Source organism: Burkholderia sp. 572 (assembly GCF_040545135.1).
Taxonomy (GTDB): domain Bacteria; phylum Pseudomonadota; class Gammaproteobacteria; order Burkholderiales; family Burkholderiaceae; genus Burkholderia; species Burkholderia cepacia.
Window position 1 is genome coordinate 262,768 of the sequence record NZ_JBEPLH010000007.1, and the last position, 24,603, is coordinate 287,370.

Sequence of the window (24,603 nt, forward strand, 5' to 3'; positions counted from 1 at the left end):
GGCGGCGCACATCACCGCGTGCCTGCCGCGCGCCCCGCCATCCACTTGCGGTAGCGCCGCGTCTGGCACTGCGCGGCCAGTTGCTGCCTGACCAGCGCGCGCAGCGGCGACACCTGCGGATGCGTGCGCCGGCCTTCGCTGAGCCGCGTCAGCTGGAACTTGACGACGGCCATGTTGGCCAGCGCACCCAGTGCCTTGTTCTTCCACCGGATCGGCTGCAGCACCGGCGCGCTGTCCTTGCCGGCCCGCCAGTCGCGCGGCAGGTTCGGGTCGATCGACAGCGCGGTCGCGATGCCGACCATCGCCACGCCGCTGTCCACCACCTGCTCGGCCACCGCGCGGCGCCGGATGCCGCCCGTGACCATCAGCGGCATCTGCGCGACCGCCGTGATGTCGCGCGCGAATTCGAGGAAATACGCTTCGCGGGCCAGCGTGCGCCCGTCGCGCGCCTCGCCCTGCATCGCCGGCACTTCATAGCTGCCGCCCGACAGTTCGACGAGATCGATGCCCAGCGGATTCAGCAGTTCGACCACGCGCTTCGCATCGTCGGCGCTGAAGCCGCCGCGCTGGAAATCGGCGGAGTTCAGCTTGACCGCGACCGCAAATTCCGGCGGCACCGTCGCACGCACGTCCCGCACGATATCGAGCAGCAGGCGTGCGCGATTCTCGATGCTGCCGCCCCACCGGTCCTGCCGGCGATTCGTCAGCGGCGACAGGAACTGGCTCAGCAAATAGCCGTGCGCCGCGTGAATCTCCACGCCGGTGAAGCCGCACTGCTGCGCAAGCTGCGCGGCGCGCACGAAACGCCGCTGCACATCGTCGATATCGGCTTGCGTCATCTCCTTCGGCACCGGGAACTGCTTCGACAGCGCACCGAGCTCGAGCGGTATGGCCGACGGCGCGAGCGTCGTCTGGCCGAGCGCCGCCTGCATCTGGCGCCCCGGGTGATTGATCTGCATCCATACGTGCGCGCCGCCCGAGCGCGCCACCTCCGCCCAGCGACGGAAGCGGCCGAGATGCGCGTCGCTCTCGAGCACGACCCCGTTCGGCCCCGTCATCGCGCGGCCGTCCACCATCACGTTGCCGGTCAGGATCAGGCCGACCCCGCCGTCGGCCCACGCCTGGTACAGGCGCAGCAATGCGTCGGATGGCGCGTGGTTCGCATCGGCCATGTTCTCTTCCATCGCGGCCTTGGCCAGACGGTTCGGAATCACCGCCCCGTTGGGCAGTGTCAGCGGCGTAAACAGGTTCATGGAGGGCACCCTCGATTGACGATGCCCAACGATAACTTTAAAGTCAACTTCAAGGTCAAGCCCCCTCGGAGCACCGCATGAAAATCGGCGAACTGGCACGCGCCAGCGGCATCGCGGCGTCGCGCATCCGCTTCTACGAAGCGAGCGGCCTGCTCGAACCGGCCCGACGCCAGGCAAACGGTTATCGGGAATACGGGTCGGAAGCGTTGACGCGGCTCGCGATCATCGACCGCGCGCAGCGCGCGGGTTTTGCGCTCGACGAAATCCGCGCGCTGCTGCCGCCCGATCTCGGCGCGTGGCCGCGCGACGAACTGCTCGTCGCGCTGCGCCACAAGGTCGACGAAATCGTGCTGCTCGAACAGCGTCTCGCGCAGAACCGGCAACATCTCGAAACGCTGATCGACGAGATCGAGAACAAGCCGGCGGGCGAGGATTGCGCGGGCACCGCGCAACGGATGCTCGACCGGCTGTGCGCGCAGGCCGACGCACCGCCGGCGCCCGCGCCCGCGCCGGTCCCGAGGCCGACGCGCAAGCGCGCATGACCGGTTACACTGCGCCCCCCCGACGAACAATCAACCCGCGCTGCGGCGAGACGAGTCGGCGCGTGTGCGCCGGCTTTCGCGGCGCGACCTCCAGACCCGATCCGCATGACGATCTCCCGCATCACAGGATTCCTCGTCGCCGCGCTGCTGACGTTCGGCATCGGCGGCACCTACGCCGCGACGTGCGGCGACACGCCTTCTTCGATCCGTTGCCCGGATACACCCGATCTTCCGGACGACATCGTCGCGCAGCTTCCCGCCGGCTACGAAGCGCTGGATGCCGCGTCGGGGCGCCTGACCGACAGCCCCCGCATCGGCTATGTCGTCGTCGCGCACCAGCCCGACGATTCGATGCGCAACGCATCGCCGCGTCCGCTGATGATCTTCCTGCCGGGCAAGGACGGGCACTACCGGCTCGCGGCGCGCAACGACACCGTGATCATGAAAGCCGACGAAGGCGGGATGGGCGACCCGTATCTCGATGGCGTCGCCGAGAACGCGCTCACGATCGAACCCCGCACCTTCACGGTCGAACAGGGCGTATTCGCGGGGCCGAGCCACTGGCGCGACCGCGTGACGTTTCGCTACGACGCCGCGCACCGCACGTGGGTGTTCCATCGCGAAGTCATGCGGAACTGGCGGCTCAACGACGACCCGAACGGCGATGCGCTGAAAGCCGACCCGGTGCGCGTCACGCGCGCCAATGCGGCGAAAGCCGTCACGTTCGAAGCGTGGCGGCCGGGTTACTGGTGCGATTCGGCCGAGCGGCGCGGAACCGATCCGGCTTGCAGCAAGCAGCATTGACGGCTGCGTTGCCGCGCGGCTGACGATACGTGCGTGCTTGCTTGCGGGCAAGCGATATGCGTGGATGCTGCCGCACCCCACGGGCGGCGTGTCTGCCGGCACGCGCCATCGTTCGCGGCCGTACGAATTTCCTTACGTCGCAGGTAATCGACGCGCGCCGCCCGCGCCGCGATCATGGCTCCATCGACTCACCTCACGCCACGGAGCCCGCCATGACCGCCTACGCCATCGCCCACCTGCACGACGTCGAGATGTGCGACGACATCGTCGAGTACCTCGAGCGCATCGACGGCACGCTCGCGCCGTATGACGGCCATTTTGTGATTCACGGCGCACGGCCGGAAGTGCGCGAAGGCGTGTGGCGCGGCGACCTGGTCGCGATCGCGTTCCCCGATCTCGCCACCGCGCGTGCATGGTACGAATCGGATGCGTACCGGCAGATCCAGCCGCTGCGCGCACGTCACGCGAGCGGCCCGCTGATCCTGATCGACGGCGTCGACGCGCGGCACCGCGCGACCGACATCCTGCGCTGAACCGCGGCCGCAGCGACGCCGGCGGCGCTTACGACGCGTTGCGCTCCATCGGCTCGCCGACGACGAACCCGCCGCCCTGGAACCGCTGCGCGGGATCGTCGTAGTCGGCGGTCGGCGCCGCCACCGGGAACAACCCGGCGAACTGCTCCGAACTGTCGCGCGGGCGGAAGCCGAGGAAGCCGGCCTTCGTGTTGTCCCACCACTTCACCGGGTTGTCCGACGCGCCGTACACGATCGCATGCCCGACGCGGTTCGTCAGCAGCGAGCAGCGCACGAGCTCGATGAAGTCGCGATAGCTGAGGAACGTCACCAGCATGCGCGGATTCTTCGGTACTTCGAACGACGAGCCGATCCGCAGGCACACCGTCTCGATCCCGAAACGGTCGAAGTAATAGCGCGACAGCGATTCGCCGAAGCACTTCGTCACGCCATACAGGCTGTCGGGGCGCAGCGGCGAATCGGCATCGAGCACTTCCGTGACCGGATGGAAACCGATCGCATGATTCGAGCTCGCGAACACGACGCGCTTCACGCCATGCTTGCGCGCGGCTTCGTACAGGTTGTACGTGCCGGTGATGTTCGCACCGACGAGATCGTCGAACGGCGCATCGACCGAAATGCCGCCGAGGTGGACGATCGCGTCCACGCCGTCGACGAGCTGCATCACGGCCGGGCGATCGGCCAGGTCGACGACGCGGGTTTCTTCATGCGCGGCCGCGTCGCCGAGCGTCGCGATGTCGCTGACGCGCACGACGTCGGCCCAGTCGGCGAGCGCGCCGCGCAACTGGCGGCCGAGGTTGCCGGCCGCGCCCGTCAGCAGCAGGCGCCCGAACGGTTTGCGCGCGCCGGTGGATGAGGCGTTCATCGAATCTCCTTGAATCTGACCTGAAATCTGACTGGATCGGAAAACGTTTTCCAACTATACGCGGGAGCGCGGCCGAACGTCAATGGCCGAACCCGCTCGCAGCCATCCGCACTTTCCCGATATCGGCGCGTGGCCGCACGGCCCCGTTTTCTGCCACAATCCGGCGTTATCGAACGAAAACGTTACCCTCCGCATGAAAAAAGTTTCCCCGACGATCCGCGACGTGGCGGCGGAAGCCGGCGTGTCGGTCGCGACGGTATCGAAGTACGTGAACGGCACGCAGCGCTTTTCGCCGACCGTCGAAGCCCGGCTCAAGGAGGCGATCGACCGGCTCGGCTACCGTTCGAACCCGCTCGCGCGCTCGATGATCACCGGCCGCACGCGCACCATCGGCCTCGTGATCCTCGACATCAGCAACCCGCACTTCACGAACGTGGTGAAGGGGGCGAACCGCGTCGCGCTGCAGCACGACTACACGCTGCTGCTCGTCGATACCGAGGAGAGCCAGGCACGCGAACGCTCGCTGATCGAGGCGCTCGCGCAGCGCGTCGACGGGCTGATCGTCAGCACGCGGATGCCCGACGACGAAGCCGGCTGGATGCTCGACCTCAACAAGCCGCTCGTGCTGCTGCGCCGCAGCCCCGGCCTGCCGATTCCGAGCGTCGGCATCGACAACCGGCTGTCGACCTACATGCTCGCGCGCCATCTGCTCAATCTCGGCCACACGCGCATCGCGTATCTCGGCTTCGGCACCGCGCGCGTGAACGACGAGCGGATCCAGGGCGCGCGCGACTGCCTCGCCGAAGCCGGGCTCACGCTCGACGTGCACGATGCGCATGCGCCGACCGCCGAGGCCGGCGAGCGCGCGTGTTCGCGCGTGATGCTCGGGCCGCAGCGTCCGCAAGCCGTGATCTGCTACAACGACCTGATCGCGCTCGGCTTCATGAAGGAAGCCGCGTCGCTCGGCTTCCGGCTGCCGCAGGACGTGTCGGTCGCGGGCATCGACAACGTGCCGTACGGCGAATACGCGGCGCCCGCGCTGACGACCGTCGACATCCAGAGCGAGAACATGGGCGAGCTCGCGATGCAGAAGCTGATCGATGCGCTCGCGGGGCGCACCGATGCGAGTTATTCGACGTTCGAGCCGCGGCTGATCATGCGCGCGTCGACGGCCGCGGCCGGTTGAGTGCCCTGCCCCGCGCCTCCAAAAGAAAACGCGCCGCCCAAGGGCGGCGCGTTCGTTTGCGGACATGCGATGAAGTGACTACGTGACTACGCGATCACCCCGTCACGCGTCGAGTTGCGCCGGCTTCATCTTCGGCGTGAGCATGTGCATCACGGCCAGCGCGAGCAGGTAGGCCGACGCACCGATCGCGAACAGCACCCAGTAGTGGCCCGTGCGCTGCAGCACCTGGCCGATCACTTCCGAGAACAGCACGCCGCCGATCGAACCGGCCATCCCGCCGATCCCGACCACCGATGCAACCGCGCGGCGCGGAAACAGGTCGGACGCCGTCGTGAACAGGTTCGCCGACCAGCCCTGGTGCGCGGCGGCGGCGAGGCCGACGATCAGCACCGCGACCCACAGGCTCTGCACCTGCGACACGAACGCGATCGGCAGCACGCAGCACGCGCAGATCAGCATCGCCGTCTTGCGCGCGCGGTTCACGCTCCAGCCCGCGCGCAGCAGCATCGACGACAGCCAGCCGCCGCCGATGCTGCCGACCGTCGTCAACGCATAGATGCAGACGAGCGGCAGGCCGATGTGCTGCATGTCCATCCCGCGCGATTCGTTGAGCCACTTCGGCAGCCAGAACAGGTAGAACCACCACACCGGGTCGGTCAGGAACTTGCCGATCAGGAACGCCCACGTTTCGCGCTTGCGGATCAGTTCGCCCCAGCGCGGCGCGCCGGCGTTCGCGTTCGCCGCGTCGAGCGCCTCCGCTTCGTCGCGCGGCTCGTCATATTCCGCGGCGAGCGCGCGCGTATCGGCCTGGCGATAGAGCACGAGCCACACCGCGAGCCACACGATGCCGATCGCGCCGATGATCACGAACGCCGCACGCCAGCCGTAGGCCACCGCGATGGCCGGGATGATCGCCGGCGCGAACACCGCGCCGATGTTCGCGCCCGAGTTGAAGATGCCGGTGGCGAGCGCACGTTCGCGGCGCGGAAACCATTCGGCCGTCGTCTTGATCGCGGCCGGGAAGTTGCCGCCCTCGCCGATCCCGAGCAGCGCACGCACGAACGCGAAACCCATGACCGAGCCGACCGCCGCGTGCAGCATCGCGGCGATGCTCCACACCAGCATCGCGACCGCGTACGAGACGCGCGTGCCGAGCCAGTCGACGATCCGCCCGAAGCCGAGCAGGCCGAGGGCATAGAACGCGGAAAACGCCATCACGATGCGGCCGTATTGCACCTGGGTCCAGCCGATGTCGTGCTGGAGCATCGGTGCGAGCAGGCCGAGGATCTGCCGATCCATGTAGTTGATCACGGTCGCGAAAAACAGCAGCGCACAGACGGTCCAGCGGTAGCGGCTGGCGGCCGCGCGCACGGCGCCGACGACGGCAGATTGCATGAATGTCTCCGATGCGCGGCCGCGCCCGTCGCGCCGCACGGTATTCGTTGACCGGCGACCGGCGCCGGGGCGGACGGCGGCGCGCTGTCGCGCACGGCCGAATCCGCCGATCAATCTGGAAAACGTTTTTCAAAGGATAGGTCGTCAGCCGGCGCCCTGTCAGTCGGGGATTTCGATGAGTCATCTCAAATTGGTCGCGGCAAAAGAGACGACTGTTTCGTGGCTGGGCATTAACCGTTTTCTGGGAGGCAACATAAAGCCGGACGCCGCCGCACGGGGTCAGGAGATCACGACGTCGCGCCGGAAAACACAGCCCTACAGGTTCCACGCGCCGGGCACCGAACCCGCCTCGCGCTCGGAACAAATTTCAACTGCCGTCCCGCCAATGGAGGCACGCTTGAGTACAACGCGCGATGCACGCGGCCAGATGCTTCACACGCCGCATGCGTGCCGTAGAGCACAATTTCGCGAATCGTTACGATGACGGCCACTACCAATGCGCCCTGTCAGTCAATACAAGGCCGTCAAACAATCCAGTACACTCGTCACAAAGCCCGACCTCGAAACGTCACAACAACACAAAACTGTCGTCATGCTCAAAATCCTTTGCACCTGCCTGCAAATCCTCATTGGCTTCTATTGGGCGGGGGACATGGCGCGCCAAAATCCGAAAATCAATGATTTCGTCGCGCATCTCGAGAATGGCTACGGGAGCTTCAATAATCGCCTGAAGGATATCAAAGTAATCGAGGGCTTGAATTCCTTGAGAAAGGTATACCGCTATATATCAATAGCATCGATTGCGTTATTTTTCATCCTGCCCAGGATGATCGGCCCCAATCGAATGTTGGCCGGTTATCTGTCGACCATCGGCATGCTCAGCATGTTCGGCTGGTTTTCAATAAAGTGGTGCGTGGATCACAAGAGTGCAATCACGGGAATAAGACCTCAGGTAGGTCTGATGATATTCGGACCGATCGTTCTAGGCGCATCGGACGTGTTCCTCGGCACTCCGTTTATGGCAATCCTTTCGCAGCCGCTCTATAAAATTGCCACCATCTCCGGTTTCCATGCTCCGCAATTGACCAATCCAATTGCAATTGGCGGGAGCCTTTCCCTTGTCTTCGCGGCATTCTTTCTCATTTACTACGTAATCACGTGGTTAGTTGCCGCACCGGCTGCATTTCTCTCCGCTGCGCTGATCTTGCTGCCCGTTGCGGCGGCGAGACTGATTCATACGATCGCGCCGCGAAAAGCCTTCGTCGGCCTGACCTTTATACTTTTCGCAGCGGCAAGCCTTGGCCTGCTCTCGCTCTAACCACGGATACAACGACGGCATATGCGGCCCCTTCACGGAGAGATGTTGCGATGACTCCCGCTCACCTGATTCCGAGCCCGCTGGGCGACATCGCGGTACGTATCGAGGACGATGCGCTGACGGGCCTCTACTTCGTCGGCCAGAAATACTTCCCGCCGGTTGCGATCGTGACCGAAGCGGACGCGCTCGCGACGCCACCGATCGCGCGCAAGGTCGCGGAAGAAATCGCCGAGTATTTCACCGGCACGCGCGAAACGTTCTCGGTGCCGATTCAACTGCGCGGCACCGCGTTTCAGCGACGTGTATGGAAGGAACTGCTCGCGATTCCGTTCGGCGAACTCGTGACGTACGGCGACATCACCGAGCGCGTCGGGTTGCCGATGAGCGGCGCGCGCGCCGTGGGCGGCGCGGTCGGGCGGAACCCGGTGTCGATCATGGTGCCGTGCCATCGCGTGGTCGGCGCATCGGGCAGCCTGACCGGTTATGCGGGCGGGATCGACCGCAAGCGTGCGCTGCTGTCGCTCGAAGGCGCGGGGTTCGAGCGCGGCGCCCGCCATCCGGCGCAGCAGGCGCTCGCGTTCTGAGTAAGGGCGGCCAGCCGCGTCACGCGCTCAGCACGGGCCGGCGCGCTTCACGCTTCGCATACGCGCCGGGCGTCACGCGGAATTTCGCCTGGAACAGCGCGATGAACGACGACGTCGAGTCGTAGCCCAGTTGCGCGGCCACCGCGCCGATCGGCTCGCCCGCATCGAGCAGCGGCAGCGACGCCAGCAGCCGCACCGCCTGCCGCCATTCGGTGAACGACAGCCCCGTGTCCTGCCGGAACAGCCGCGACAGCGTCCGTCGCGTCGCACCGACCTGATGCCCCCATTCGTCGAGATTGCGCGTATCGCCCGGATACGCATGCAACGCACGCGCGATTTTCAGCAGACGCGGATCGCGCGGCAGCGGCACCGTCAGCGGCGCCGCCCGCATCCGTGCGATCCGGTCGGCGATCAGGCAGACGAGCGCGCCGTCCGGCCCCGCTTCGTCGTAATTCACCGGCAATTCGGCCGTGGCGATCACCAGCTCGCGCAGCAGCGGCGTCATGCAGAGGATCGCGCAATCGTCGTGCACGTCGTCGCGCGCGATCGCCGCGTCGAGATACAGGCTGTGGAACGCGACACAATCGCGCGTCGACACCGCGTGCGGCACGTGCGGCGGTATCCACATCGCATAGTGCGGCGGCAACAGCTGCCGGCCCGACGGCGTCGACACCTCGAGCACGCCGCTCGTCGCATACATCAGCTGCGCCCACGGATGACTGTGCGCGTCGACGCTCGCGTTGCCGGGAATCTCGAACGCACGCACATACAGCGGCCTCGGCAGGCGTGCCATCGGCGGCACCGCGTAAGGGTCACCCGATTGTCCCGCCAGCAACATAAGACGTCCTCCGAAGGTCATTGCACGAACGAGCGCGATGCTACCGTGGCGGCTCTTCTTTCACACGGCTTCAGCCCATGAGCGCTCATACCCGCACCACCCGCAAGACCGTCACCGCGATCCGTTCGACCAAGGGCATCGGCAGCCTCGTCTCGCTGACCGCCTACTCCGCGCCGATGGCGAAACTCGTCGACGAAGTGGCCGACGTGATCATCGTCGGCGACTCCGTCGGCATGGTGCTGTACGGGATGCCCGATACGCTGCGCGTCACGCTCGACATGATGATTGCACATGGCGCGGCCGTCGTACGCGGCGCCGCGCAGGCGTGCGTCGTCGTCGACCTGCCGTTCTCGACTTATCAGGAATCGCCTGCGCAAGCGTATCGCTCCGCCGCGCGCCTGCTCGCCGAAACCGGTGCGCAGGCCGTGAAGCTCGAGGGCGGCAGCGAGATGGCAGACACGATCCGCTTCCTGACCGAGCGCGGCATCCCGGTGATGGCGCACGTCGGCCTCATGCCGCAGCAGGCCAACGCGACGGGCGGCTTCCGCGCGCAGGGGATGGACCCGCGCTCGGCCGCGCAGGTGTTCGACGCCGCGTGCTCGGCCGAACGGGCCGGCGCGTTCGGCGTCGTCATCGAAGGCACCGCCGAAGCGCTCGCGCGCCACCTGACCGAAACGCTGACGATCCCGACGATCGGCATCGGCGCATCGCCGGCGTGCGACGGGCAGGTGCTCGTGACCGAGGACATGATCGGCGCCTTCGATGCGTACACGCCGCGCTTCGTGAAGCGTTACGCCGATGCGAACGCCGTGATGCGCGACGCGATCCGCCAGTACGCGCACGACGTGCGGCAGCATGTGTTCCCGGAGCCCGCGCATTGCTTCGGGTATGGCAAGCCGCTGCAACTGATCGAAACGGCCGACGCGGCCGCGTAATCGCATCGCCGGCGCATCGCGGACGCAAAGCGAACCGTGCGATCGCTTCACGCGCGCTTGCGCATCGCATGCGTGACCCGCGCGTTCGCCTCGAATTTCGCGCGATGCGTCGAGAAGAACGTCCGCACGTTACGGACGTTCGATGCGCCGGTGAACAGCCGGCGCGCGAATTCGTCGTATTCGGCGACGTCGGCCAGATCGGCCACCACGACGAAATCGGGCCCCGGCGACACGCGGTAGCACTGCGTGACCGCCGGCTCCGCGCACACGTACGCCTCGAACGCGTCGTAGTCTTCCGCCGTCTGCCGGTCGAGACTGATCTCGATCAGCGCGGTGACGGCCGTGCCGATCGCCACCGGGTCGAGCACCGCGACCTGCCGGCGGATCACGCCCGCCTCCGTCAGCCGCCGCACGCGGCGCATGCAGGTGGGCGGCGACGACAGCGCGCGCTCGGCGAGTTGCAGGTTCGACACCGACGCGTCGTCCTGCAGGATCGCGAGAATGCGCAGGTCGAGATCGTCGAGGGTGATGCCGGCCATCGGCGGCTCCTTCCGGTCAGGGTGTGAAATTTAATTTCAACATGATAGACGATCAACCATCCATTTCATTTGTTCTTGTATTTTGAAATTTAATTCCATAAGACGACCTCTACCATCGCTCTCACTGATCCAGACAGGACATTTACGGAGCGCGATATGTGTGGAATTGTCGGGGCGGTCGCCCAGCGGGACATCCTGCCGAACCTGGTCGACGGCCTGAAGCGGCTCGAATACCGCGGTTACGATTCATGCGGCGTGGTGGTCTACCGCGACCGGGCGTTGGCGCGCGCCCGCAGCGTCGACCGCGTCGCGAACCTGCAGCGCGAGATCGCCGGGCAAGCGCTGTCGGGCTACACCGGCATCGCGCACACGCGCTGGGCCACGCATGGCGCGCCCGTCACGCTCAACGCGCATCCTCACTTTTCGCCGAGCGACGCGAACGCGCGCATCGCGCTGTCGCATAACGGGATCATCGAAAACTGCGATCAACTGCGCGCCGAACTGCAGGCGCAAGGCTACGTGTTCGCGAGCCAGACCGACAGCGAGGCGATCGCGCACCTGGTCGACCACCTGTACGACGGCGATCTGTTCGATGCGGTACGGCGCGCGGTCGCGCGACTGCGCGGCAGCTATGCGATCGCGGTGATGTGCCGCGACGAGCCGCACCGGATCGTCGGCGCGCGCGACGGGATGCCGCTCGTCGTCGGCGTCGGTGAGGGCGAGAATTTTCTGGCGTCCGACGCGATTGCGCTGTCGGGGATCACCGATCGGATCGCGTACCTCGAGAACGGCGACGTTGCCGATATCCAGCTGCATCGCTACTGGATCGTCGATGCGGACGGCCAGCGCGTCGAGCGCGCGGTGCAGCGGGTCGCCGCGCATAGCGGCGCGGCCGATCTCGGTTCGTATCGCTACTACATGCAGAAGGAGATCTTCGAGCAGCCGCAGGCGGTGGCCGATACGCTGCTCGACGTGTCTTCGATCATGCCGGAGCTGTTCGGCGACGGTGCGTGGCGGGTTTTCAACGACGTCGATTCGGTGTTGTTGCTCGCATGTGGCGGGAGTTATCACGCGGCGCTCACGGCGAAGTACTGGATCGAGAGCATCGCGAAGCTGCCGGCCAGCGTGGAAATTGCGAGCGAGTTTCGTTATCGCGACAATGTGCCGAATCCGCGCACGCTCGTCGTCGCGGTGTCGCAAAGCGGCGAGACGGCCGACGTGCTCGGCGCCGTGCATGTCGCGAAGCAAAGCGGAATGATGCATACGCTCGCGATCTGCAACGTTGCGACGAGCGCGTTGATGCGGGAATGTGCGCTGCAGTTCGTCACGCGCGCGGGAGTCGAGATCGGGGTAGCTTCGACGAAGGCTTTTACGACGCAGCTCGTCGCGCTGTTTCTGCTCACGCTATCGCTTGCGCAAATGCGTGGGCGGTTGAGCGACGACGCGGAGAAGGAACATCTGCGGGCGCTGCGGCATCTGCCCGATGCAATGTCGAAAGTGCTCGCGCTGGAACCGCAGATCATGGCGTGGTCGGAACTGCTCGCGAGGCGCGACAACATGCTGTTTCTCGGGCGCGGGATGCATTATCCGATCGCGCTCGAGGGCGCGCTGAAGATGAAGGAGATTTCTTATATTCATGCGGAGGCTTATCCGGCCGGGGAGCTGAAGCATGGGCCGCTGGCGCTCGTCAGCAACGAGATGCCGGTGATTGCAGTGGCGCCGAACGACATGCTGCTCGAGAAACTCCGGTCGAACATGCATGAGGTCAGTGCGCGAAATGGCCGTCTTTTTGTGTTCGCGGATGTGGACTGCGGGTTGGTGCCGGGCGACGGGATCGAGGTCATTCGGCTCAACGAATACTACGGGCCGCTTTCGCCGATTCTGCATACGGTGCCGATGCAACTGCTGGCGTATCACGCGGCGTTGGCGCGGGGGACGGATATCGATAAGCCGCGGAATCTGGCGAAGTCGGTGACGGTGGAGTGAGGTGAGCCGGGTGTGCTGAGGTGCTGTTCGCAGAAAATGAAACTGTTCCGTGGGGTCTCATAGAAGCGTTCCGTGGACGGGGGGCGAGCTGCCCCGAAGCATTGCCAGACCTGTCCGGAACGCTTTTGATGCGGTACACGACGGTCGATTCCACGATGGCGCATCACCATACGCGATTGAAGCACCACCGGCCCTTGCAAGCAGTTTCTCATCCGGTTCTCCCGCACCTCGGGAGGCGCGCCGGTTTGAACGACACCGAACCGGAACAGCAGGTCGGGTAGCGCTCGCTACAGCACTGACCGCTGCCACTTGTCCTTAAAATTGACGAATTCCTTTTTTCTCACCCTCCACTCGCCCGCGTCGTTCTTCATGGTGATTCGGAATATCGCCAACATCCCGACGGTTTGACGAATGATGAAAACCACCTCTCCGTCGGCGGATTCCACGCCATCTTCAACGTCAGTTTCAGGGTCGTATGTCGGCGGATCCGAGCAACCCAAGTCAATCAGACGACCTTGGTTTGTCTTATCCCGCAATGTCCATCTCTCGAAAATACCCGAAAGCGCCTTCCGAGCACAATCATCGACTTCCGATACGTCGAGCCCACTCTCCAGGGCACTGCGCTTCTGCTTATAAAAACCCTTTTCCCAATGATTCATTTCCAACATGAATGATCTCAATGCCGTTCGCGCCCGCACAAAATCATCATCCATCATCTTCAATCTCTCATGATTGAGAATATCGCCCACAATCAGCCAAGGAGTCGGCAGCAGGCCCGTCGATATCTTACCGTCCTGGGTCAGCGTGCCTTTGAGTCGGTCGCATGCATGTGGAGTGGCACGCGCGCAACGAGCAACAGGCGGCTCGACTTCGCTCCGCACAAGTCTCTCGGAAATGTTCAATGAATTGGCACTGGCCGCGCGGCGATCAAAGGGCGGCCGTGGGAAAAAATACCGGTGGCGTCCAATGTGCACGCGACGCAGAGCGCTTTCATTTGGCACCAACATCAGCCGAGCGGCGACAACGATCATGCATCGCCTGACGGCCACCCTCCGGTCAATTCCCGGAGGCGGCCGAACCGGCACGAACGAAATGATGTTCCATCCTCGTGCGCAGCACGCCATCGAGCGCGGCAAGTCGATCGCGCAGCCGAACCGCTTGCCCTTCCGTCATTTCCCCGAGAACGATCTTCTGCTCGAGAACGTCGCCACAGCGGGCGATGGCCCACCGGTCGACCGTGGCGGTTTCGCCTTCGAGTACGGCAGCCGCTGTCGACACGATGCCCGGATTCAATCCCGAAACGAGATGAACCGTATGCGTGAGCGTGAAACCGGGAAGGAGGTGCGACCAGTCTTCACAGACGGTCTGGCGGGAAGCAGCGGTATCCTGGCGCATGATTGCTCCGGTTGAGTGGTTATCGAACCGGTGCCAGCCATGCTGCTCCCGTTTCGTTGCCGTAAATCGGCCGCATCGCCTCAAGGGCGTCCACCTTGCCCGGGAGGGCAGGTTGGCGTCGGATAATCCGACTCTGGATGCTTGGTTTCTCTCGTTCGACATTCCGAACGATGGTTCATTATACCGAAAAGCACGCGTAGCGCAAGAAGTGTCGGGAGAGCGGCACTTTAGCCGGATGACCTCACCGATCCAGCCCTTGTAAGCGACGCGACAGGAAGAGCTGTGTCAGCCCTCCTCACCGCCCTCCAACCACCCCGAAACCTACGCCCTCACGCGATATACCTGTTCTTGATCCGGATATCCCGCCCCTGGAACGGCCCCGTATCGTGCTCATGCAGATGCACGACCACCTGCTTCGGATCGAACAGCCTCGACACCTCGCGGAAATCCTGATTCACGCGCTTCATACCCTCGACCATCTCGCCATGCAGCGCCGCATCGTCGAGCGGCATCGGCGCACTGCCCAACGCCCGTTCGAGATGGAGGTGCAGGAAACTCGTCAACTGCGCATCCTCGGTCGTCGCGAGCTGGAACGTGCTGATCGCGTCATGCAGCACCGGCGAAGCGGACAGAACCTGCTCGATGTCGGACGGGAACACTTTCGCGCCATAGAACGGCACGCTCGAATCGTTGCGGCCGTACACGAACAGGAACGGGAAATGGCTGGTCCGCGCGGCAAAATCCTGCAGGCGCATGCCATGCGCCGACAGACGCCTGTTCAGCTCGCGGAATCGATACGTCCCACCCGAATCGCGAATGTTGTACCGGATCTTCGGCGCGGCGCCCGACTGCCGCCCGATGGTCACCAGCAGCTCGCCATCGTCATTCGTTTCGATCACGTAATCGAGCGCGTTGTACTGGAAAATCATCGGCGGCGTATCGCGGCCGAACAGCTCGCGGCACAGCTCGGGCCGCGTGAGCAACGCACGCCGCAGACCGATCGTCGTCGGCGTCTCGACGCCGATGTTGATCTCGAGGTCCGACGCGCCATACGACGAGATCACCGTGCTCGCCTTGCGCAGCAGATGGTCGCGCAACGCTTCCGACAACCCTTCCCCGCCGACGATGAAATCGATGTGGTACGCGCTCAGGTCGAGATCGCATTCGTCGACCACCGAACGGATGAACGGCGGGTAGCCGAATATCAGGTACTGGTATTTCGGCCCGAACAGCTTCAGCGTGTTGATCAGCTTGGCCTTGTCGGGGCCGATCGACTTCATGATGCCGACGTCGACGAGCGACATCGACACGTTCATGCCGGTCGCCCACGGCCCGAGCGCAAAGCAGTTCAGCAGCATCTTGCCGGAGTCGCGGAACACCAGCTGATAGTTCAGTTGCAGGATGCGCTTGACGTCGCTGCGTTCGGCCGCGCTGCGCACCCAGTTGTTCGGCTGCCCCGTCGACCCCGACGATTCGTCGATGACGACACCCGACTTCGGAATGGCACCACCGTAGCAGCGCAGCTCGATCGAATAGCGCTTGATGTAATTCTCCTTGGTCATGGCGGGCAGGTCCGCCAGCCGCCATTTGCCGCCGGCCTTGTAGCCTTCGGCCTTCAGGAACTCGATGTAGGCCGGGCACGACGTGCTCGCCTTGAGGAACGCGACGCGGGCGCGCATGCGGCCGACATAAGCCAGATAGGGCTGAAAAATCGGCGCGTTGAGGAACACATAGAGACGTCCGTCGACGCTGATCACGCGGCGAAGGAACCAGAGCGTCCAGAGAACGGCTTCGAGAAAGAGGCGAATGAGCGTGTTCATGCGGATTGCGGCGAATGGGATGGAACCGGCGCGTCGACGAGGATGTCGGCAAGCGCCCTGCGCTGGCTTTGCGGCGGCGTACGCGAGTAGCCGACCTTGAACACGAGCCATGCGCGGTCGACCCCGGCATGCGTGCTGAACCACGCGGCAGCGTCGGGGTTCGTGACCAGGTTGCCGTACGGATGCAGGTACAGGCCGAGGCTCGTCAGCGCCAGCCAGAAGCGCAGCAGGAAGCGGCCCGACTCGATCGCCTTCTCCGGATTGAAGAAATCGCCGCTCAACACGCCGATCGCCGGAACATGGCCGAGCTGCGACCGGTACCGGCGCTTGAAATAGAAGCGCGTCGGCTTGAACGTCAGGATCTTCGACAGACGCGCGGACATCCAGAACTCGGCGCGCGACAGGTTCATGCAGCGCCAGTCGAGACCGTCGCGATGTCGGGCAGTCGAGCGTTCCGTGAACCGGAACCAGGCCGTGATTTCATCGTGGTAGTCCGCGACGTTCATGTCATGAAACACGGCGTCGATGTTCGCCGCGATGATCGGCTCGATCAGTTCCGCACCCGACAGATGCGTATATCGATGCCCCCATTCGTCGGCCAGCGCAGCCAGTTGCGTGACGGCGGCATCCGGCACCGGTGTCGGATCCATCGAAATGCGCGACGTGCGGCGCGCCAGCATCAGCGCGGACGGATCGTCGCGCGGCGCATCCGCGTTGGTGTTGGCGACGAGCCGCAGCGCAGCGAACGGAATCAGCCCCGGCGGCGTCGGCCGGGACAGGATGGCCGCGAATTCCTGCACCGGGCGATGCAGTTGCCATTCGACGCACAAGCCATGCGGTGCCGCGAGCAGATCGATCGCGTCGATGAACATGCCCATCGCGGACAACAGGAACGCGCCGGTCGTGTCTTCTTTCGGCAGCGTGCGCGTGCCGTCGATGAACAGCTCGGCGCAATCGTCCGAGATCAGTTGCACCCGCCACGGCTGAACGTTGTGCGGCGACGGTGCGTGTCGGGCCACGGACAGGATCGTGTGCCAGACAGTAAAGGTTTCAGCGGGAATCCCCGGCATTTCTCGTGGCTTCCTTGTTGTTGTGCGGCTGATTGCCGTTGTGGCGCGAGAACCGGCCCCTCTCAAGACCGGGTGAAGCTGTGCGCATCTTACATGAGGGCCGAGGCAGCCTCACGGATGCCCGGACGGCAGATCGACTGCGACGCAACCGTCCGCGCCCCGAAGCATCGTCCGCCGTCACATGCGGAGCTTCGTGGCCGGTCGAAGCCCCGTTCGAGAACCCCGCTACTTCGACAAGTGCAGCTTCTTCGACACGACGATGCCGCTCGACTCACTCACCAGCGAGATGTCATGGATATCCATGTGCAGCGTGGAGATCCTCGTCGTGATGTCGGTCGGCTCGTCGATACTCGGATCGACATGCTCGGTTTGTTCCGTCAGGTAAGGCCGAACCAGCCGCCCGGAGAAAACGAGTGCGAATTCGCCGCTCGCTCGTGCGTGCTCGGCGGGCGATAGCCGCATGCGGCTACGAATCGCGGTCTTTTTGCCTTGGCCGGAATCGAGTTCGATGATGTCGACGTGCTGGATGTACCCTTTCGCCTTCGCTTCGGGTGCGATCACGAGCCCGCGCCCTCGCGGCCCCGTCGTGACTTTTCTGAGCAGGATGCCCGTCCGGTCGTTGCGCTCTGCGTCGAACAGGTCGACGTCCAGCGTCAACAGGTGCCGGCGTGACGAGTACCTCAGCCCGTACCGCACCGGTACCACGAACGTCACGTCACGATCCAGATCGACGGACGCCAGGTCGGGATTCGGGCCACGCCGGTCGACCGCGCTGGAGACCAGGCCGCGTACCCGGTCGCGCAACGAAGGGGAGAGGGTAGTGATGTGCAGCTTCTTCAGTGCATCCCGGATTGCAACCGGGTCGTCGCCGGCAATCGGTCGTGCCGGCGACGTGTCGGGATGGACAGCCGACGCGATGCGCGCCGTGCCGTCCGCAGCCTCCGCCGCGGCATGCGCCGCGACCGGCGCCAGCATCATCGCCAGGGCGACGATGCACGCGAAGTTCGAGCGACCCAATGTGAATTTCCGGTAAAACACGACGAACTCCTGATTTTCAACGACGAGCACTATAGGGTGGAATGATCGGCAACGCACCCACCGTTTGACATTCACGGACGGCCGGCGCGCCCATCATAGGTTCGTCGTCGGCACGGCGGCAGGCCAACGGACACACTACCGTGTTGCCCGGGCGACAACAACCGGCGGGAAACGCGCAGCGCCCCCGCGTCAGGAATCCGCACACTCATCCCCGCCCGTCCTCGCGCCGATACTCCGCCGGCGCCTTCCCCACCAGCTTCCGGAAGTCGCGCGTGAAGTGCGCCTGATCGAAATACCCCAACGCCTGGGCCAGTTCCGCGAGATCGACCGCCTCGCCGCCCGCGAGCTTGTCCGCGGCTTCGTGCAGGCGATAACGACAGATCACCCATTTGGGCGTCACCCCGACATGGCTGGAAAAGAGCTGCTGCAACGTGCGTTCGCTCAACCCCGCACGCTCGGCCAGGTCGCGCACCTGCGTGAGCCCGATGTCCTGCTGCAGCATCTGCAAGATGGCATGAATACGCTCGACCTGCGGATCGGGTGGCGGCAGCACCCGCAACAGCAGCGCCTCGGCCGCCGCCACCATCCCGGCATCGTCCCCGGCGCCGAGCACGGCCGCTTCGGCTTCCGCATCGCCGCAGCCGAACAGCGTCGACACCGGCAGCACCTTGTCGGTCGTCAAATGCACCGGTTTGCCGAAAAACGCCCGGAACGCGCCCGGCCGAAACCGCAAGCCGATCACCCTGCCGGCGCCCGCGAGCGTCGTCTCGAACGCCCCCGACACCACACCGAAGATCCCCGTCTGCCGCCGGTCGAACACCACATTCACGCACGGATACGGCAGTGTGCGCTGCACGTAAGGCGGCTGGCCGCGCAGATCCCATTCGACGATCCAGTGGTGATCCAGCACGCCGGCCAGTTCGGCTCGCGGGTGATAACGATTGAGACGGAAGCGCTGATTGATCGCCTTCGGGCCGACCACGCCCTTGGGCGTGTCGGTCACGTTACGCAGGTCGGCCATGGTCGGGAACCGATGAGGTGAAGGCGCAATGATGCACCGCCACAGCGGGTTTTTCCAAGACGAGGGGGCGCAACCGTCCTACATTCGAATCCCTGTCGACAAACGCACCCACCGGAGCCCGCCATGCCGCAAGACCGTCACCTGACCCTGTTCCACTCTCCGCGTAGCCGCTCGGCCGGCGTGCGGATGCTGCTCGAGGAACTGAGCGCCGACTATGAATTACGCGCGTTCGATCTCTCCACCGGAAAACACCGCGACGCCGAATACCTGCGCATCAATCCGCTGGGCAAGGTTCCCGCGCTGCGTCACGGCGACGTGATCGTCACCGAGCAGGCGGCCGTCTACCTGTATGCGGCGGAACTGTATCCGGAAGCCGGCCTGTCGCCGGCGCCGGGCGATTCGCTGCGCGGCCCCTATCTGCGCTGGATGACGTTCTATGGTTCGTGTTTCGAGCCGGCCCTCGTCGACCGATCGATGAATCGCCCGCCCGCGGCCTACTCGACGTCGCCCTATGGCGACTTCGATACCGTCGTCGACACGATCGATGCGCAACTGGCGAAGGGACCTTACCTGCTGGGCGAGCGCTTTACCGCGGTCGACGTGCTGTGGGGCTCGGCGCTGAACTGGACCACGATGTTCAAGCTGGTGCCCGAGACGCCGCGCATTCGCGCCTACATCGATCGCGTGCTTGCGCGCCCGGCCATCCAGCGCGCGCAGGCGGCAGATGCCGCGCTGGCGGCGGAACAGGACAAGGCCAAAGAGGCGGCCGCAGCGGCAGGGTAATCCGTTGGCGGGCCGACCTTGGCCCCGGACCCGCCCGCCGCCCCGTCAAAACACCGTATGCAGCCCCACCCGCGCCACCGTCTGGTTCGCAGAACCTGAAGCCCCGTTCGGATCCAGCACGCCGTTGACCTGCGCATTCGCGCCGCTGTTCGCGCGTTGGTAGTCGGCCGACACATAAACCATCGTCCGCTTCGAAAACAGGTACTGAAGCGCCACACTGACCTGATGCGCGTGGTTGTCGTTCACCGCTTCGTTGCCCTTCATGTACATGTATTTCGCGCCCAGCACGACATCCGGCCTGATGTGCCACAGCCCGCCGGTCTCCGCCATCCACACGCCGGCATCGTTGAACGCGTTGTGCACGGTGGTCACCAGCGCACTCGCGGTCACGGCACCGAAGTCGTAATGCATCCCGACACCCCAGTTGCGCACGCTGGTGGACGGCACGCCAGGCGCGGGACCGTACTTCTCGTTCGTGTAGGCCGCCCCGACCCCGAACGCCCCCATCTCGTAGCTCACCCCGGCGCTGACCGCATTGTCCGCGCCGACCGAGCCGGCCACCCCGCCGAACGCGTACATCACGCCGCCGGAAAAACCCGCGACCGTCGGCGAACTGTACTTGACGGAATTCGCGATCGGCTTGCTGCCTGCCGTGCGATCCCAATCGAACGCACCGGTCGGATTGCCCGGCAGCGCGAGACGCTGGAACGGGCCATTGCGAAAGCCGTACAGCCCCGAGATATCCCGAGAGATGGCGTTGCCCTTCGAAAAGAGCGAATCCACCATGAAGTCGTACTGGTTGCCCAGCGTGATGCGGCCGAACCGGTTGCTTTCGAGGCCCACATACGCGTTGCGGCCGAAAATCCCCGTCCCGACGATACTGCCGTTCGCCATCGAGAACTGGTTCACGAGCGCGAACGTCGCGCGATACCCGCCACCGAGGTCTTCAGTCCCGCGAAAGCCGAAGAGATTGGGCGCGAATATGCCGTCGTCGAACTTGACGTTCTTTCCGCCGCCCTCGTTGCTGACATAAGAAATGCCTGCGTCGATCAGACCGAACATCGTCACGCTGCTCTGTGCCCATGCGCCGTGCGTCACGGCAAGCATCACCACTGCTCCAAACCTGAGTTTCATGTCGTCTCCGTCTTTTTTATGAAAATGCGAGGCCGCCACCCGCTACGTGGCGGGTGCTCGCTCGGTGCTTCAAAGGAAATTGCGTTCATTCAGGCGGAATCGAACAACGCCTGAACCATGATTAGCTCGACTGATTGATCAATTCGATGACCGCCGCATCGACCCGCCCCGCTCGTACTCGTCGAAGCGCCCGAATCAAGCGCCCAGATGGACGATCCACGCGGTGGAATCCACCTCGACCGTCACGGCCTCCAGTGCCGAACCCGAGCAAGGCCCGTCGATACACACGCCATCGTCGAACCGGAACAGCGCGCTGTGATGGGCGCACATCAACACCTGCGACCGGTAACAGGAAACGCTGCCCGGGACGAAATCGAGCGGCACCGAGAAGTGCGGGCAGCGATTCACGTACGCCCACACCTGCCCGCCGCGTCTCACGACGATCACGGGACGTCCGATGCAGGCCTCGTCGACGACCCGCGCGCCGCCGTCGGGCACATCGGAAAAACGGCAGAGTTGTCGGGCTTCCATGTCTCACACCCTCTGCTCGGGATTGCCGAGGCTCCAGTCCCACGGCCGCACTTCGACGTGCGAAAACAGCCCTTCCTTCACGTACGGATCGTTGCCGACGAACTGCATCACCGCGTGAATGTCGTCCGCCTCCACGACGAGCAGCGTGCCGTTCATCGCGTCGCCGTGCGGGTCCAGCGTCGGGCCGCCGAGCCGCACGACCACGCCGTGCTGGTCGGCCGAGCGCAGGTAGGTTCGATGAATCGGCCGCATGCGATCACGCACGTCGCGCATGCCCGGCTGGTCCGTCGCAAACACCGCAAAAAATCGCGCCATGTCGATCAACTCCGGTCGAGGACGAACGCGCGAAGAGGCCGTACCAGGCACCGTACGCGCAGGCGCGCGCCTGGCGTGCCGTCGAAGCCGGCGGCGACCTGCCCGGTCAACCCGGCATCGCCGTCATGGTGGTCATCGCTCATGTCTGTCTCCATTGACGCGCGAGCCGCTCACCGCGGCGCGCGTCCTTCCCATGCATCCTGAAGCAGCGCGCGAATCGCCGCGCGTTCGATCGGCCGCGGGTTCGCGTACGGGTTGCGACAGGCGAGGTCGGCCGCTTCGTCGAGACCGCTCTCCGGCATCCCGAGGTCGGCGAGCGCAGGTGCGATGCCGAGCCGCGCGTTCAGCGCGAACAGCAGCGGGCCGGCTTCGGCTGCGTCGTTTCCGCCCAATGCGCGCGCCACGCGGCGCAGCGCATCGGGCGCGGCGGCATGGTTGTAGTGCGCGGTATGCGGCAGCATCGCCGCGTGCGTCTGTGCGTGCGGCAGGTTGAAGGTGCCGCCGAGCGTGTGGCACAGCTTGTGGTGCAGCGCCATGCCGACCGCGCCCAGGCAGGTTCCGGCGAGCCACGCGCCGTACAACGCGCGGCTGCGCATCGCGCGGTGTTCCGGATCGCGCACGATCACGGGCAGCGCGTCACCCAGCGCGCGGATCGACTCTTCCGCCATCAGGCTGATCACCGGGTTCGCGTCTTCCGCATAGAGCGCCTCGACGGCGTGCGCCATCGCATTGATGCCCGATGCCGCGGAAATATCCGGCGGCAGCGTCACCGTCAGCGACGGGTCGTAGAGCACCGTACGCGGCAGCACGCGCGCGTCGCGCCCGGTGCGCTTCAGCCGGCCTTCCGTGAGCCCGAAGATCGGCGTCATTTCCGAGCCGGCGTATGTCGTCGGCACGGCCAGGATCGGCAACACCGACTCGAGCGCAATGGCCTTGCCGAGCCCGATCGTCGAGCCGCCGCCGATCGCGACGCAGCAGTCCGCGTCCAGCTCGCCGGCCATCTCGCGGGCGGCATGCGCGACCTCGACCGGCACGTGCATGACCGCCTGCGCACAGATGCCGGCCGCACGCTCGCCCAGGATCGCCTCCACGCGCTCGGCGAGCGGCCGCTGCTCGGGCGTGGACAAGACAAGCGCGCGGCGGGCGCCGAGCGTCGACAGCTCGTCCGGCAGCCTCGCGAGTGCGCCCCATTCGAACACCACGCGGGAAGGCGTGCCCTGATAGACGAAGCGATCCATGGAAAACCTCAGCGCTTGAAGTGCGGCGGCACGTTGCCGTCGACGTTGACCCACACCGATCGCGCTTCCGTGTAGTCGTGCATGGCCTCGAAGCCCATCTCGCGGCCATAACCCGACTTGCCGACGCCGCCGAACGGGCTGCCCGGATTGACGCGCTTGTAGCAGTTGATCCAGCACATGCCTGCGTTGATCCGCGATGCCATCCGGTGCGCGCGCGAGAGGTCCTTCGTCCAGAGGCCGCTGCCCAGCCCGTATTCCGTCGCGTTGGCGATGGCCAGCGCTTCGTCGTCGCTGCCGAAGCGCAGCACCGTGACGAACGGGCCGAACACTTCCTCCTGCGCGACGCGATCGGCCGCGCTCCTCGCTTCGATGACCGTCGGGCGCACGTAGTAGCCGCCGGCGAGCGCCGGGTCCTGCGGCGCGCTGCCGCCCGTGAGCACGCGGCCGCCCTGCTCGCGCGCGACGTCGACGTACGACAGCACGCGATCGAGGTGCTGCTTCGAGGTCAGCGGCCCCATCTCGGTATCGGCGTCGAGCGGGTTGCCGATGCGGATCGACGACGCGAGCGCGACGAATCGCTCGATGAATTCATCCGCGATGCGTTCGTGCAGCACGAGACGCGAACCGGCGATGCACGCCTGCCCCTGGTTGTGGAAGATCGCCCATGCGGCGCCGTTGATGGCCGCGTCGAGATCGGCATCGTCGAAGACGAGGTTGGCGCCCTTGCCGCCCAGTTCGAGCTGCACGCGCTTCAGGTTGCCCTGCGACGCTTCGACGATCCGGCGGCCGGTGGCCGTCGACCCCGTGAACGCGATCTTGCCGACCCCCGGATGTTCGGCGAGCCGCTGGCCGGCCGTATGCCCGTAGCCGGGGACGATATTGACGACACCGGCGGGGAACCCGACCTCGGCCATCAGCTCGACGATGCGCAACGTCGACAGCGGCGTGATCTCCGACGGCTTGAGCACGACGGTGTTGCCGGCGGCGAGAGCCGGGCCCATCTTCCAGCTCGTGAACATCAGCGGAAAATTCCACGGCACGATCTGGCCGACCACGCCGATCGGCGCGCGCTGCACGTAGTTCAGGAAGCCGGTTTCGACCGGAATCACCGAGCCTTGCAGCTTGTCGGCCATGCCGCCGAAGTAGCGGAAGCAGGCCGCCGTGCGCGGCACGTCGAGCGCACGCGAATCGCGGATCGGGTGGCCGGTGTCCAGCGATTCGAGCCGCGCCAGTTCGTCGGCGTTGGCCTCGATTGCGTCGGCGAGGCGCAGCAGCAACCGGCCGCGTTCGGCGGCCGGCAGGGCCGACCATTTGGGAAACGCGCGCGCGGCGGCTTCGACGGCGAGATCGACATCCGCCGCGTCGGCTGCCGCGATCTTCGTGATGACGGAGCCGTCGTGCGGGTTCAGCACGTCGATCGTGCCGCGGTCGACGGCGTCAACGAAACGCCCGTCGATGAAGAGTTGGGTTTGCATGAATC

At 65.3% G+C, this 24,603-nt stretch carries 27 protein-coding genes and 1 riboswitch; of the genes, 10 read left to right on the forward strand and 17 right to left on the reverse strand.

Annotated features, from left to right (window positions below):
* Positions 1-11: 11 nt before the first annotated feature.
* Positions 12-1,253 carry an NADH:flavin oxidoreductase/NADH oxidase family protein gene (locus ABIC51_RS15865; protein WP_175899247.1) on the reverse strand — a complete coding sequence of 414 codons (1,242 nt, stop codon included), beginning with the start codon at positions 1,251-1,253 and terminating at the stop codon, positions 12-14.
* 77 nt (positions 1,254-1,330) lie between these two features.
* Between ABIC51_RS15865 and ABIC51_RS15870 the strand changes: the two genes are divergently transcribed.
* The 3 genes from ABIC51_RS15870 to ABIC51_RS15880 all read left to right on the forward strand — a co-directional run bounded on the left by ABIC51_RS15870 (position 1,331) and on the right by ABIC51_RS15880 (position 3,132).
* Entirely contained in the window at positions 1,331-1,795 is a 465-nt protein-coding gene (locus tag ABIC51_RS15870) for a MerR family transcriptional regulator (protein ID WP_027789778.1), read from the forward strand.
* A 105-nt stretch (positions 1,796-1,900) separates the two neighbouring features.
* A complete protein-coding gene (locus ABIC51_RS15875) occupies positions 1,901-2,599 on the forward strand; it encodes a hypothetical protein (RefSeq protein ID WP_175864345.1) in 699 nt (232 codons plus the stop codon).
* Positions 2,600-2,811: 212 nt separating this feature from the next.
* Entirely contained in the window at positions 2,812-3,132 is a 321-nt protein-coding gene (locus ABIC51_RS15880; RefSeq protein WP_060286015.1) for a DUF1330 domain-containing protein, read from the forward strand.
* A gap of 28 nt (positions 3,133-3,160) precedes the next feature.
* Here ABIC51_RS15880 and ABIC51_RS15885 read toward each other — a convergent pair whose 3' ends face one another.
* Positions 3,161-3,997, reverse strand: coding sequence for an NAD-dependent epimerase/dehydratase family protein (locus ABIC51_RS15885; protein ID WP_021160051.1), 837 nt, complete (start codon positions 3,995-3,997; stop codon positions 3,161-3,163).
* A gap of 82 nt (positions 3,998-4,079) precedes the next feature.
* On the opposite strand from ABIC51_RS15885, the gene ABIC51_RS15890 reads away from it, so the two are divergent.
* Complete coding sequence (locus tag ABIC51_RS15890; protein ID WP_027789782.1) at positions 4,080-5,183, forward strand: LacI family DNA-binding transcriptional regulator; 1,104 nt, start codon at positions 4,080-4,082, stop codon at positions 5,181-5,183.
* Between the two features lie 102 nt (positions 5,184-5,285).
* Here the strand turns inward: ABIC51_RS15890 and ABIC51_RS15895 are convergent, their stop codons facing one another.
* Positions 5,286-6,578, reverse strand: coding sequence for an MFS transporter (locus ABIC51_RS15895; RefSeq protein ID WP_059589565.1), 1,293 nt, complete (start codon positions 6,576-6,578; stop codon positions 5,286-5,288).
* Between ABIC51_RS15895 and ABIC51_RS15900 the strand changes: the two genes are divergently transcribed.
* The 3 genes from ABIC51_RS15900 to ABIC51_RS15910 all read left to right on the forward strand — a co-directional run bounded on the left by ABIC51_RS15900 (position 6,577) and on the right by ABIC51_RS15910 (position 8,480).
* A complete protein-coding gene (locus ABIC51_RS15900; RefSeq protein ID WP_155637854.1) occupies positions 6,577-7,062 on the forward strand; it encodes a hypothetical protein in 486 nt (161 codons plus the stop codon). The two genes, ABIC51_RS15895 and ABIC51_RS15900, sit on opposite strands and share 2 nt — an antisense overlap.
* Before the next feature lie 108 nt (positions 7,063-7,170).
* A complete protein-coding gene (locus tag ABIC51_RS15905; protein WP_175899245.1) occupies positions 7,171-7,896 on the forward strand; it encodes a hypothetical protein in 726 nt (241 codons plus the stop codon).
* 50 nt (positions 7,897-7,946) lie between these two features.
* Positions 7,947-8,480 carry a methylated-DNA--[protein]-cysteine S-methyltransferase gene (locus tag ABIC51_RS15910; RefSeq protein WP_060085685.1) on the forward strand — a complete coding sequence of 178 codons (534 nt, stop codon included), beginning with the start codon at positions 7,947-7,949 and terminating at the stop codon, positions 8,478-8,480.
* 19 nt (positions 8,481-8,499) lie between these two features.
* Here the strand turns inward: ABIC51_RS15910 and ABIC51_RS15915 are convergent, their stop codons facing one another.
* A complete protein-coding gene (locus ABIC51_RS15915) occupies positions 8,500-9,318 on the reverse strand; it encodes an AraC family transcriptional regulator (RefSeq protein WP_060085686.1) in 819 nt (272 codons plus the stop codon).
* A gap of 77 nt (positions 9,319-9,395) precedes the next feature.
* Here ABIC51_RS15915 and panB point away from each other — a divergent pair, with 77 nt between their 5' ends.
* Positions 9,396-10,253 (forward strand): 3-methyl-2-oxobutanoate hydroxymethyltransferase, encoded by an 858-nt coding sequence (panB, locus tag ABIC51_RS15920; RefSeq protein WP_060350211.1) that lies wholly within the window; start codon positions 9,396-9,398, stop codon positions 10,251-10,253.
* A gap of 47 nt (positions 10,254-10,300) precedes the next feature.
* Here the strand turns inward: panB and ABIC51_RS15925 are convergent, their stop codons facing one another.
* The gene (locus ABIC51_RS15925; RefSeq protein ID WP_021160045.1) at positions 10,301-10,792 is read right to left on the reverse strand and encodes an Lrp/AsnC family transcriptional regulator; all 492 of its coding nucleotides are present in this window, start codon (positions 10,790-10,792) and stop codon (positions 10,301-10,303) included.
* A gap of 156 nt (positions 10,793-10,948) precedes the next feature.
* Here ABIC51_RS15925 and glmS point away from each other — a divergent pair, with 156 nt between their 5' ends.
* Positions 10,949-12,778, forward strand: a complete 1,830-nt coding sequence (gene glmS / locus ABIC51_RS15930; RefSeq protein ID WP_146252412.1) for a glutamine--fructose-6-phosphate transaminase (isomerizing) — start codon at positions 10,949-10,951, stop codon at positions 12,776-12,778.
* A gap of 287 nt (positions 12,779-13,065) precedes the next feature.
* On the opposite strand, the gene ABIC51_RS15935 is transcribed toward glmS, so the two are convergent.
* The 6 genes from ABIC51_RS15935 to ABIC51_RS15960 form a co-directional block, all read right to left on the reverse strand.
* Entirely contained in the window at positions 13,066-13,809 is a 744-nt protein-coding gene (locus ABIC51_RS15935; protein ID WP_158605818.1) for an NTF2 fold immunity protein, read from the reverse strand.
* 25 nt (positions 13,810-13,834) lie between these two features.
* The gene (locus ABIC51_RS15940; protein ID WP_148668956.1) at positions 13,835-14,173 is read right to left on the reverse strand and encodes a hypothetical protein; all 339 of its coding nucleotides are present in this window, start codon (positions 14,171-14,173) and stop codon (positions 13,835-13,837) included.
* A 42-nt stretch (positions 14,174-14,215) separates the two neighbouring features.
* Positions 14,216-14,319: riboswitch (SAM-I-IV-variant riboswitch) on the reverse strand.
* A gap of 183 nt (positions 14,320-14,502) precedes the next feature.
* Positions 14,503-15,993: a phenylacetate--CoA ligase family protein gene (locus ABIC51_RS15945; RefSeq protein WP_175899243.1), complete on the reverse strand. Its 1,491-nt coding sequence runs from the start codon at positions 15,991-15,993 to the stop codon at positions 14,503-14,505.
* Positions 15,990-17,012: a nitroreductase family protein gene (locus ABIC51_RS15950; protein WP_334053969.1), complete on the reverse strand. Its 1,023-nt coding sequence runs from the start codon at positions 17,010-17,012 to the stop codon at positions 15,990-15,992. The genes ABIC51_RS15945 and ABIC51_RS15950 overlap by 4 nt, the downstream gene beginning before the upstream one ends.
* 276 nt (positions 17,013-17,288) lie before the next feature.
* Complete coding sequence (locus tag ABIC51_RS15955) at positions 17,289-18,101, reverse strand: hypothetical protein (RefSeq protein WP_175899461.1); 813 nt, start codon at positions 18,099-18,101, stop codon at positions 17,289-17,291.
* Between the two features lie 205 nt (positions 18,102-18,306).
* Positions 18,307-19,122 (reverse strand): helix-turn-helix domain-containing protein, encoded by an 816-nt coding sequence (locus tag ABIC51_RS15960; RefSeq protein WP_059692772.1) that lies wholly within the window; start codon positions 19,120-19,122, stop codon positions 18,307-18,309.
* Positions 19,123-19,245: 123 nt separating this feature from the next.
* Between ABIC51_RS15960 and ABIC51_RS15965 the strand changes: the two genes are divergently transcribed.
* Positions 19,246-19,905, forward strand: a complete 660-nt coding sequence (locus ABIC51_RS15965) for a glutathione S-transferase family protein (protein WP_175899239.1) — start codon at positions 19,246-19,248, stop codon at positions 19,903-19,905.
* A gap of 45 nt (positions 19,906-19,950) precedes the next feature.
* Here ABIC51_RS15965 and ABIC51_RS15970 read toward each other — a convergent pair whose 3' ends face one another.
* The 6 genes from ABIC51_RS15970 to ABIC51_RS15995 form a co-directional block, all read right to left on the reverse strand.
* Complete coding sequence (locus tag ABIC51_RS15970; protein ID WP_175899237.1) at positions 19,951-21,039, reverse strand: porin; 1,089 nt, start codon at positions 21,037-21,039, stop codon at positions 19,951-19,953.
* Between the two features lie 195 nt (positions 21,040-21,234).
* Positions 21,235-21,570, reverse strand: a complete 336-nt coding sequence (locus ABIC51_RS15975) for a Rieske (2Fe-2S) protein (protein ID WP_027789802.1) — start codon at positions 21,568-21,570, stop codon at positions 21,235-21,237.
* A gap of 3 nt (positions 21,571-21,573) precedes the next feature.
* Positions 21,574-21,885 carry a YciI family protein gene (locus tag ABIC51_RS15980; RefSeq protein WP_021160030.1) on the reverse strand — a complete coding sequence of 104 codons (312 nt, stop codon included), beginning with the start codon at positions 21,883-21,885 and terminating at the stop codon, positions 21,574-21,576.
* 5 nt (positions 21,886-21,890) lie between these two features.
* Positions 21,891-22,028: a hypothetical protein gene (locus tag ABIC51_RS15985; protein ID WP_155637450.1), complete on the reverse strand. Its 138-nt coding sequence runs from the start codon at positions 22,026-22,028 to the stop codon at positions 21,891-21,893.
* Positions 22,029-22,055: 27 nt separating this feature from the next.
* Positions 22,056-23,123, reverse strand: a complete 1,068-nt coding sequence (locus ABIC51_RS15990) for a maleylacetate reductase (RefSeq protein ID WP_060208540.1) — start codon at positions 23,121-23,123, stop codon at positions 22,056-22,058.
* An 8-nt stretch (positions 23,124-23,131) separates the two neighbouring features.
* Complete coding sequence (locus ABIC51_RS15995; protein WP_091920415.1) at positions 23,132-24,598, reverse strand: aldehyde dehydrogenase family protein; 1,467 nt, start codon at positions 24,596-24,598, stop codon at positions 23,132-23,134.
* Positions 24,599-24,603: the final 5 nt, after the last annotated feature.